The following is a 9,754-nucleotide window of genomic DNA, read 5'->3' as shown; positions in this document are numbered from 1 at the left end:
TGGCGAAGGATGGCAAGGATTTGTGGTTCGCTGAATCTGCTCGTCTTCATTAAAATCTCCTCGATCATATAGCCCGAGAAAATTCTACTTTTGAAGCCCGTTATTTGGTGGGGGGATTACCCCGGTTGCCGCTTTTCGGGATATGCTTAGGAATTCACTCTTCTATCCATGAGGTCGCTTCATGACCACTTCACCACCCGGCGCAAGTCGGCTTGGGCGGCATCTGCTTGCCCGCCTGAAACATGCTTTGTATCGCGACGTGCGACAGGTTTTCTGCGAGCTTGATCTTCTGTCTCACACTGAAGTCGATGTCGATGGATTTTTCGCGATGCGCTTCGATATGCCGGAACAGCCATCTGATCCGGGTGATACAGATCGACCAGTATTACATCTGACCGGCCATCCGGCTCATGATCTGCGTGTCTTGAACGCTTATATGGGTGCCAGCTTCAATCTGAGTGCTTCCAGCGTACAAGATCAGTTTGCCCTCTCACTGCCATTTCCAATGTTCCTGAGCGATATGCTCTGTTATCCGGTCGAGCGAACATATCTTTTGAAACTCCTGCGCTGCTTTCATGTCGAGCCGGACATTGGCGATATCGCAGTCTGTCATCTGCTGGCACGGGCTCTGGAAGAGGGGAGTTTCGGGCAAAACAACTTGATGGAGTTTTCACGCAGACAATCCGGGCTTGTCATTATACGCACTGATATCGAGGGCTTTGAAGATATCCTGCTTCGGATGTTGAGCGAGCAGCGGCTTTATCGCGGGTACGTTGTGGTACGGCCCCTCGAGCATTGGGGAACGACAACGATCCGGCAGTTAAAGCGGACAAGGGGCCGCCTCCGTCCGGCAGATGTCATTATCAACACTATCGATGCTGATGGATTTGAGAAACTCGCATTGATCGACGAAGACAGCATAGAGGATGCACTCTCACGCGGCGAATGGCTTCTCGGTATCGTTGATATGCAATACGAGATTCCGGCCGGACTGAAAGTAGCAGCAGATATTGTCCTTGATACCGGTGTGCTTGACGGCGCACTTCTCAACAGGCTGCTCGATACGGTGGCGATGCACGATGCCGACACCGTTTTTCCAGAGGATTTCACACTCGATTCATTACGGGAACTGAGACACTCGTTCAGGGAAGCAAGCACACGCCAGGAAACCTTCGCCTATCTGCTGGCCCAATGGGAACTGGGGGGGAGAAAGCAGGCACATCCGGTGCAGGAGCAGAAGCAAAAGCAGAAAGAGGCAGATAAAAAGAGAGATAAGGCCGATGATAAAAACCCGTTCTCGACAGGAGAACGCGGTCGGCATGGCAGAAAGATTGTTTCCGACAGCCGATTGATTGAACCTGAAGCGCTCGATGCTGGCTTCAGTGATGTCGGTTCTGCAGAGAGCGCCATGCGTCGAACACCAACTCTATGTGTGGAAAACCTGTCTGGCTATGGCGAGGCGGTTGATTGGGCGCTGGCGCTCAAGGAAGACCTTGCATTGTGGACATCAGGATCGCTCGCCTGGTCTGACATCAGCACTCGGCTGCTTCTGTCTGGCCCGCCTGGCACCGGCAAGACCACTTTTGCACGGGCGCTGTGTAACAGCCTGTGCATTCCTGTCCTTGCAACGTCTATCGCAACATGGCTTCGGATGAGCCATCTTGGTGATGTGTTGCTACGCATGAAGAGTGCTTTTGAAGAAGCGGCGTCTCATGCTCCGGTCATCCTGTTTATTGACGAGATCGACAGCATCGGGCGACGACAGGATCCATCGCGCGATTATGCGGATTACTGGAATGCTGTCGTCAATCAACTGCTCGAATTGATGGATGGTGCGATCAGCCAGGAAGGCATCGTCATTGTAGGTGCAACCAACCGGCCCGACGATATTGATGAGGCATTGTTACGGTCAGGACGGCTGGAAACCCATGTCCGGATACCGAAACCTGACACAAATGCGTTAGTCGGTATTCTCGCACACCATCTCGGCGCCGACCTTGATGCTGTTCTGGCGACACGGCAGGCGGAGCCACAGCGATGACAGGCTCCAGACCAAATGAACGTATCAGGACTGCGCGCGACTTACGTCCACTGGCGTTAAAGGCACAGGGTATGACCGGAGCCGATATCGAGCGGATTGTCCGTCAGGCTCGCCAGCAAGCACGTCGTAAGAAGCGTCAGCTTTCCTGGAAGGATATTGAAAAGGGCATTGTTGGCAATCGCCGGGCAATCCTGCCGGAAGAGCGCTGGCGCATGGCGGTGCATGAGGCAGGCCATGCTCTCATCCGTCATATATTGCAAGTCGGCCATCCGCTGACGCTGAGCATTGAAGAACAGGTGGGGTTCGGCTTTGCAACGGAACGTCGCAAGCTTATTCCGCTGGAAAAGGATTGCGAAGACAATCTTGCGGTGATGCTGGCGGGAAGAGCGGCGGAAGAGCTTGTTCTTGGAGATGTCTCTGTCGGCTCCGGGATGCGACCGGGAAGCGATCTGGCGAATGCAACCGACCTGGCGCTGGCAATGGAAACGACGTACGGCTTTGCCAGAGAGCGGCCATTGCTGTTTTGCGACGGCGTGACACGACGGGAACTGCTCCATGAAAACCATCCCGTAACCAACCGTGTCAATGAACGGCTGCAAAAAGCCTATGACGCCGCCCGTCACGGAGTTGTCCGTTACGCGGCAGCGCACAGAACGCTTGCCGGGACGTTGCTTGAACATGGCGTTCTGGAAGGCGAAACCGTCACCGCCATTCTCAACGATGCTGTCCAGCGACAGGATCAGCAAAGTGGTCAAGCCATGGTGAGCGCAGTGGATAGCAGGCCTCAGGAGACGAACCCACCCGGTCCGGCCTGAGCGGTCGCCCCGACCGGCATTCCAAACAATGAACAATCCGAATTTACCAGAAACACGCCCGTCAGTTCGGGCGTGAGCGATCCCGCATATTCAATGAAAGGAAAATCTCATGGCAATTATCGCAAACGATGGCGCGTTCAACCGGGAAAGACTTGCAGCAGAAATCAAGACCCTCAAGGCGCTTGTTCATGATCTCGAACGCCTGCTCAATGGTGAGCATCCAGATCCCAGGGAGCTGGCGGATGCGCCATTGATCAGCAACTGGGATTTTGATCGTCGGGACGCCGTATGCCTTGTCGGCACATTCCTGGGTCATCCGCGTCTGGGGCGTATCGTTCCTAACGGCATTACCTCCGAACTTTGGTACATAAACCCGGACGAAGGATATGCCCGTACATTCAGCCGTTTCTACCGTCTCGGTAAACCAGCCCGGTTTCGAGGCGGCAAGCGGTGACACGCCCAAATCAACCAGTGTTTTGCAATGAACACGAACTTCATATCATGCCCTTGGCAAAGCAGGAGAAGTGGTTCGGTTTGTTTGAACAGTTTCGGGCGTTTCGTTAAGTGGATTTCCGCCTCGATTATGCCGCCACCATCATTGGCGTCAGCGCGTTGAAGTAGACCTGATCCGGTGTCTGCCGGTCAAGGGATGAATGTGGGCGTCGGCTATTGTAAAAGGTCAGATATCGGCTGATGCCGACGCGGGCCTCGGATACGGTCTTGTAGGCGTGAAGATAAACCTCCTCATATTGATCGACCGCCAGAGCCCCTCGACGAAGACATTGTCCCGCCACACGCCCTGTCGGGCATGGCTTCTGCCTAGCGAGAACTGGCAGACCAACCCGAAGCCCGGGCGATGGACAAGGAAGAGTGGCTGGGCCTCATGCTCGACCGGGAGATCGCCGTGCAGGCCGATAAACGGCTGACGGCGCGTCTGGTCGCGGCAAAGCTACGCTTTCCGGAAGCAAGTGTCGAAGATATCGACTTCCATGCGGCCCGTAATCTCGACCGTCGGGCGACAACGGCACTGGCGCAGGGACAATGGCTTAAGAACCATGAGAATTTGATCGTGACAGGGAAAACTGGCACGGGCAAGTCGTGGCTGGCCTGTGCTTTTTGGGGCGTCAGGCTGCCCGACATGACCATTTCGTTCTCTATGTCCGCGCGCCCCGTCTCTTCGAAGATCTCGCCATGGCTAGGCTGGACGGCCGCTATCCAAGGCTCATGAACCGTCTGATGAAGATCCAGTTGTTGATCCTTGACGACTTCGCTAACGTTACACTGCCGTTAGCACACCCGAAATGCAAATGGTTAATTCAAGCTAGAAAGGATGCTCACGCTAGTCGAGGCACCGCACTTCCATTGCGTCGATGTCATAGTTCGTATTGCCGTCGCCAGGATCAACCCGCAGTTCGGTGCCGAATCCATTATGACTATACAGCAACACATAACTCTCTGACTGCCCACTATATGTTACGGTTTTGGATCGAGTTTCATTGTAGCTCGGGTCCGATGGCGTCTGGTAAAAAACTTGGAGATGATCCGTCCTGCTCGTAAACAAGCGAGCTGCAACTTGAATAGTCCGGCAAGCGGCCATATCATCTTTTCGATGAGTGAGATCTATAAAAAGCATAGGGTCTGGTCCCGTGTTTAGTTTGAGATGACCAGAATCCCACGATGCCGAACCGTTTCCCACGCGGATACCATTGATATTGAGAGCGAATAGGGGGGGCTCTTGCGAATCAATTGGAACAGGTTTGTGCCGAAGCTTTTCGGCAGCGAGGTTACTGCCGCTTGGAGTTCTGCCCAGACGAACCATAATGACGCCCGCCGCATCATCAATCTTAATCGAACCTGGGGCCGGCCACACCGGAAGGCCTTCAATCAGATCGATATATTTGCTTTGAGTACCCAGGTCTCCGGCTTGTAAATGACCGAATCCGAGAATGGTGAGATAAGGAATGATTCGGGAGGGGTTGCCTCCATCCCAACCGAAAAAAGATCCACCGACTGTCGACCATGGCGGTGCAGGATAGATGGATTTCTGTTCAATGCCCCCGTAAACAACCAGATCGTATTTGCGATCCCGGCTAAATGTTGGTGACGCCATACTGATACGGTCATACAATCGAGAAGCAAGTAACTGGTCATTGAGGCCAGCGAAGTGACTCGAAGCGGACATTGAATTCGAAAAAACAAGAAATTGGAATATCCCGACCGCAATAGCCATTGCGGACGCCAATCGGACAAAAAACAGTCTGTTATGTAATGCTAGATAGGCGAAGCACCAGATCACAAAGGGCGCGCTGACAACTGACCTAGTGGGCAAATCTCTTGACACTAGATCGATGACGAATGGGCTGACCATCAGCATGGACGCTAGGAGAAGAACCGTAATTTTGTTTGCCAGCGAAGAGTGCCGCGCGGACGATGCAAGGCCTGCTATTCCAAAAAATAGAATAACGGGTATGGACCAGATTAAAGTAAGATATAGATGAGCCTTAAACCCATAAATGCCCTGCAAATGTAAAACCGCATTTTTCACTGTCTTCACAGGATCTGTTAAAAGCGCATCCAGCTGCAGAAACTGATCTGCATATGCGGCTTCTATGTCCAGAATCGAGAGGAATACGCGGTCGAGAACTTTGTAAATGCAAAACGATAAAAGAAGACATACGCCCAAGGCGAACAGGTTTTTTATCGTTTCCACTTCACGAGTATCGGGACGAAGTGCTCTGAATAAGAGCACGCCGATGCCAAACGAAAGTACGAGGAACAACAGTGATTGATATATTGCGACAGCGAAAGCAGAGGCGCAGGCAGCAATGATAATAGCAGCAATTCGCCATTGAAGTGACAGGTGACATCGCTGGTATAGAATCCAAATGGCAATCGAACTAAGGGCGACTCCAAAACCCACAGCCGCAGCGTTGGAATAAAACTCGATAATAAAGACCCACGTAGGATACCCGCAGAAAATTCCAAAAGTTGCCATCTGAAAAAACGACAATCTCCCGATTTTAAGGCCCGCGCTCTCCAAAAAAATGACATACGCAACGACCAGGCCAAGCCCAAAAAGCGCGGCCGGTAGAAATGGCAAGGTAGGCTGTGGAAAGATAAACCTTTCGAACAGATAGGCTCCCCACCGACCCTGCTGGGCCCAGATAGCAGCTGAACCTGGTGTCAAATGTCGAAAAGCTGCAAGTTCTTCATCGATTGACAGCGGAAAGGAAGCGAGCTCAAAGAAATACATTACTGCGAATATCAGCCACAATTTTGCCATCGCACCTGACGTGGCGGTCCACGCTCTTGTCAGGTCACGTTCTAGAGTTCCGTAAGGGGCAATACTTCCTGTCGTAGCATTTGACTCATGCATTTCTGAATATCACGATTTTTAGGTTGAGCTAGCATGCCTAAGACTATAGGCATTATTGACAATATGCTCTGCGATAATCCATACGACAAGCAATTACAAGAACACCTGGTTGGAAAAATGGACACCTTGCCAAAGATACCGTTCAATGATTTGGGACGGCTGTATAACCGATTTAAAGCTGGCTTGGAAGAGGCGGTTTTGCAGGCCTGTAGGTCGGGCTGGTGGCTGAACGGCAAGCATGGCAAGGAATTTGCAACGCGGTTTGCACGGTTCATCGGCGTTCAACACTGCATGCTGGTCGCGAATGGAACCGACGCACTCGCACTTTCCTTAGGAGTGTTATCCAGTTTGCACACGGACCGCGATGAGGTGATAACAGTTGCCAACGCCGGCGGGTACACCTCAACTGCGTGTTATCAGAACGGTTTAACACCGGTTTATGTGGACATAGTCGCCGAGACTCAGCTGATCGATATCGAGCACGTGATGACGGCTCTAAGCGAAAAGACATTGGTGGTTGTGGCTACTCATCTGTACGGCGGTACGGTCGACATTCCATCGCTTAGAAAAAAACTAGACGGTGCTGGCTACGGGCACGTGACAATTCTGGAAGATTGTGCTCAATCGCATGGAGCAACGTTCAACGGCGCATTGACGGGTTCAATGGGCGATGTCGCCACCTTCAGCTTCTATCCAACGAAAAATCTTGGGGCTATGGGAGATGGCGGTGCCATCTTGACTTCGGATAGTAAGATCGCCGAGTTAATTGCGAGTATCCAGCAATATGGATGGGGGGCGAAGTATCAGATTTGCAATGCTGGCGGACGAAACTCTCGAATGGATGAAATCCAGTCTGCCGTCGTGAACGTTCTTTTACCCGAGCTGCAGAATCTCAACGATGAACGAAGGTATATCTTAAAGCGATACAAAGGAAGTACTGCTTCCGACCTTCAATTCATCGAGGGGGGTGGTGGATCGGTAGCGCACCTCGCAACCCTTCTGACAGAGAATCGCGACGAGTTTCGCGCGTTTTGTTCGGCTCGAAACATCGCAACAGAGGTGCATTACCCCATTCTCGATTGCGATCAGCCAGGATGGTTAAATCTCCCCAAGCGCCTAGCAAATGGCGGGCTTCCAGTATCATCAGCAAGTTCGAGACGGATCGTATCACTTCCCTGTTTTCCGGGGATGACCGAAGCCGAGATCAGCCACGTCATTCAAACCTTGAGTGATTGGAAGAAATGATGCCAAACTTTTCGTTGGTCATTCCTGTCTACCGAAATGAAGAGAATATACCCTCTTTGATGGAGGCGCTTTTGTCACTCCATTCAGCTTTGGACGATCTAGAGTTTGTCTTGGTCATCGATGGGTCGCCCGACAATTCTGGTCATCTGTTGACGGAGGCGGCCAAGGGTACTGATCTCAACTGCAAAATCATCTTTCATAGCCGCAACTTTGGCTCCTTTACGGCTATTCGAACCGGCATGGAGATGGCGAGCGGTAAATTTGTTGCTGCGATGGCAGCAGACCTGCAAGAGCCACCTGAACTGATCCTGAAGATATTTTCGCTTCTTGAAAGCGATGAATCTGACGTCGTTTTTGGCCAGCGAGTAAGCCGAAATGATCCTTTCGCAAGTCGCCTCTTTTCGTCCTTCTTCTGGAATGCCTATAGAAAATTTGTGTTACCCGAAATGCCTAAGGGTGGCGTCGATATATTTGGGTGCAATCGGCTCGTCCTCGATACTGTATTATCCTTCGAAGAACCAAACAGTTCCTTAGTGGCCCAATTATTCTGGGTGGGCTTTCGTCGCAAATTCGTCCCATATGTGCGCAGGCCGAGGTTGCTCGGAACGAGCGCGTGGAACTTTTCCAAGCGTTTCGAGTATATGATGGACAGCATCCTGTCCTTTACGGATCTACCAATCATGATGGCACTCTGGCTCGGAATCTTCGGCTGTTTTGTTAGTTTGGTATTCGGTGCGTTCGTTTTCTTTGCACGTATAACCGGTTACGTGGAAGCTGGCGGATACTCATCCGTTGTTCTTCTTATTCTGTTCACAGGATCATTGATTCTCACCGTTCAAGGCATCCTTGGGTGCTATATTTGGCGGATAGCTGAGAACACCAAGCGACGTCCATTGCGTGTCATTAGTCGCATAGTTGGGGGCAAAAAATAATGGACACTGGTAAAACATTTTTCGTGCACGAGAAGGCGATTTGTGAGAGCGAAACCATTGGCGACGGTACGCGTGTGTGGGCCTTTGCGCATGTCCTCTCTGGGGCTGCAATTGGGAAGAACTGTAACGTATGCGATGGTGTTTTTATCGAGAATGACGTCGTGGTTGGCGACGATGTGACTATAAAGTGCGGTGTCCAATTGTGGGACGGTTTGCGGATTGGTGATCGTGTTTTCATAGGTCCTAATGCAACTTTCGCGAATGACCGCTTTCCGAGATCTAAAGAGTATCCCCCGCAATTCTTGCTTACGTTCGTGGAAGCAGGAGCTTCCATTGGAGCCAATGCTACAATCCTGCCCGGGACAAGAATCGGGCGGGGGGCCATGGTCGGGGCGGGCGCTGTCGTAACGAAGAACGTCCCAGCCCACGCCGTCGTTGTGGGTAATCCTGCTGTTATTATAGGATATCAAGCTGCGGCGCAGCCGGAGGCCGCTACCGCTGCGGCAGTAAGTCTCGGTGCTGCGACTGGATCGAAGGCGAGACTAGGCATTAGTAATTGCGAGCTATGGCGACTTCCTCATTATTCGGATACGCGAGGCAGTCTTGTCCCGATAGAGTTTTCCAATGACCTGCCCTTTGTCCCCAGCAGGTCTTTTCTCGTGTACGGAGTTCCAACCAACAAGGTCCGCGGTGAGCATGCTCATCGCGTCTGTGGTCAATTTCTAGTTGCCGTGCACGGGAGTTTGTCCGTGGTTGTAGACGATGGAACCAATCGAGCCGAGGTTTCCTTGGCCGATCCGACCATTGGTCTTTTTCTCGCTCCAGGTGTTTGGGGTATTCAGTACAAGTTCGATACCGATACGGTGCTTATGGTCATGGCGTCACATGCTTACGACCCCTCCGATTATATCCGAGATTATGATGAGTTTTTGTCCTACGTAGCGGAGCGCGATATTGATTGAGGGTATTGCAGGCGATGCCAAGCGTTTCGCGTTCGCGGGTGTTGTTAATACAGCCCTAACATCGGCAGTCTACATTTTGGCACTCACGATTTTGAACCCTACTGCGGCTTATGCGGTCGCATGGGTCCTAGGGATCATTTTCGTCGTTCTTGTGTATCCTCACCGTGTTTTTATTGGTGGAAGCACACGAGCAAAAGCTAGGTCGCACTTAGCATTTTCGACAATCGGGATCTTCGGGTTGGGCGTCCTTGTTCTTCATCTCCTCGTCTACATGACGTCCATGCCGCTGCTAGCATTCGCACTGACCGTCATCGTGACCACCATTGCGAACTTCTGTGTCGGGCGCGCTATTTTACGCTATAAACGCTAAGGTCTGTATGTGT

Annotated in this window: 9 protein-coding genes and 2 pseudogenes; 9 read left to right on the top strand and 2 right to left on the bottom strand. The window is 51.8% G+C overall.

Translation table 11 applies throughout. The annotated features are described in order from the left end of the window. Nucleotides 1–181 precede the first annotated feature (181 nt). The 3 genes from ACS5UA_RS21580 to ACS5UA_RS21570 all read left to right on the top strand — a co-directional run bounded on the left by ACS5UA_RS21580 (nucleotide 182) and on the right by ACS5UA_RS21570 (nucleotide 3,310). A complete protein-coding gene (locus tag ACS5UA_RS21580) occupies nucleotides 182–2,041 on the top strand; it encodes an AAA family ATPase (RefSeq protein WP_443101807.1) in 1,860 nt (619 codons plus the stop codon). 71 nt (nucleotides 2,042–2,112) lie between these two features. Then, nucleotides 2,113–2,856, top strand: coding sequence for an ATP-dependent Zn protease (locus ACS5UA_RS21575; protein ID WP_443101806.1), 744 nt, complete (start codon nucleotides 2,113–2,115; stop codon nucleotides 2,854–2,856). 109 nt (nucleotides 2,857–2,965) lie between these two features. Further along, nucleotides 2,966–3,310 carry a DUF6634 family protein gene (locus tag ACS5UA_RS21570; protein WP_443101805.1) on the top strand — a complete coding sequence of 115 codons (345 nt, stop codon included), beginning with the start codon at nucleotides 2,966–2,968 and terminating at the stop codon, nucleotides 3,308–3,310. A 127-nt stretch (nucleotides 3,311–3,437) separates the two neighbouring features. Here the strand turns inward: ACS5UA_RS21570 and ACS5UA_RS21565 are convergent. Continuing rightward, a pseudogene (locus ACS5UA_RS21565) lies at nucleotides 3,438–3,658 on the bottom strand (integrase core domain-containing protein); the annotation flags it as partial. Nucleotides 3,659–3,712: 54 nt separating this feature from the next. On the opposite strand from ACS5UA_RS21565, the gene ACS5UA_RS21560 reads away from it, so the two are divergent. Beyond that, nucleotides 3,713–4,084 (top strand): ATP-binding protein, encoded by a 372-nt coding sequence (locus ACS5UA_RS21560; protein WP_443101804.1) that lies wholly within the window; start codon nucleotides 3,713–3,715, stop codon nucleotides 4,082–4,084. Then, nucleotides 3,973–4,413 (top strand): ATP-binding protein, encoded by a 441-nt coding sequence (locus ACS5UA_RS21555; RefSeq protein WP_443101808.1) that lies wholly within the window; start codon nucleotides 3,973–3,975, stop codon nucleotides 4,411–4,413. Before ACS5UA_RS21560 ends, ACS5UA_RS21555 begins: the two co-directional genes overlap by 112 nt. Before the next feature lie 730 nt (nucleotides 4,414–5,143). On the opposite strand, the pseudogene ACS5UA_RS21550 reads toward ACS5UA_RS21555, so the two are convergent. Further along, nucleotides 5,144–6,109 (bottom strand): annotated as a pseudogene (locus ACS5UA_RS21550) (glucosyltransferase domain-containing protein); the annotation flags it as partial. Nucleotides 6,110–6,265: 156 nt separating this feature from the next. On the opposite strand from ACS5UA_RS21550, the gene ACS5UA_RS21545 reads away from it, so the two are divergent. Genes ACS5UA_RS21545 through ACS5UA_RS21530 form a run of 4 tightly spaced genes read left to right on the top strand, consistent with a single transcriptional unit; the run spans nucleotide 6,266 to nucleotide 9,741 of the window. Further along, complete coding sequence (locus ACS5UA_RS21545) at nucleotides 6,266–7,477, top strand: DegT/DnrJ/EryC1/StrS family aminotransferase (protein WP_443101803.1); 1,212 nt, start codon at nucleotides 6,266–6,268, stop codon at nucleotides 7,475–7,477. After that, entirely contained in the window at nucleotides 7,477–8,409 is a 933-nt protein-coding gene (locus ACS5UA_RS21540; RefSeq protein ID WP_443101802.1) for a glycosyltransferase family 2 protein, read from the top strand. Before ACS5UA_RS21545 ends, ACS5UA_RS21540 begins: the two co-directional genes overlap by 1 nt. Further along, the gene (locus ACS5UA_RS21535) at nucleotides 8,409–9,371 is read left to right on the top strand and encodes a WxcM-like domain-containing protein (protein ID WP_443101801.1); all 963 of its coding nucleotides are present in this window, start codon (nucleotides 8,409–8,411) and stop codon (nucleotides 9,369–9,371) included. Before ACS5UA_RS21540 ends, ACS5UA_RS21535 begins: the two co-directional genes overlap by 1 nt. Beyond that, on the top strand, nucleotides 9,364–9,741 hold the full coding sequence (locus ACS5UA_RS21530) for a GtrA family protein (RefSeq protein WP_443101800.1): 378 nt from the start codon (nucleotides 9,364–9,366) through the stop codon (nucleotides 9,739–9,741). The genes ACS5UA_RS21535 and ACS5UA_RS21530 overlap by 8 nt, the downstream gene beginning before the upstream one ends. Nucleotides 9,742–9,754: the final 13 nt, after the last annotated feature.

It is taken from the genome of Brucella sp. RRSP16, from assembly GCF_052246815.1.
Classification (GTDB): domain Bacteria; phylum Pseudomonadota; class Alphaproteobacteria; order Rhizobiales; family Rhizobiaceae; genus Brucella; species Brucella intermedia.
This window is presented reverse-complemented; position numbering and strand designations above follow the sequence as displayed.

Excerpts from the sequence above, each read along its gene's own strand:
- ACS5UA_RS21580 (WP_443101807.1), top strand. The coding sequence starts at position 182 with ATGACCACTTCACCACCCGGCGCAAGTCGGCTTGGGCGGCATCTGCTT.
- ACS5UA_RS21575 (WP_443101806.1), top strand. The coding sequence starts at position 2,113 with ATGACCGGAGCCGATATCGAGCGGATTGTCCGTCAGGCTCGCCAGCAA.
- ACS5UA_RS21570 (WP_443101805.1), top strand. The coding sequence starts at position 2,966 with ATGGCAATTATCGCAAACGATGGCGCGTTCAACCGGGAAAGACTTGCA.
- ACS5UA_RS21560 (WP_443101804.1), top strand. The coding sequence starts at position 3,713 with ATGGACAAGGAAGAGTGGCTGGGCCTCATGCTCGACCGGGAGATCGCC.
- ACS5UA_RS21545 (WP_443101803.1), top strand. The coding sequence starts at position 6,266 with ATGCCTAAGACTATAGGCATTATTGACAATATGCTCTGCGATAATCCA.
- ACS5UA_RS21540 (WP_443101802.1), top strand. The coding sequence starts at position 7,477 with ATGCCAAACTTTTCGTTGGTCATTCCTGTCTACCGAAATGAAGAGAAT.
- ACS5UA_RS21535 (WP_443101801.1), top strand. The coding sequence starts at position 8,409 with ATGGACACTGGTAAAACATTTTTCGTGCACGAGAAGGCGATTTGTGAG.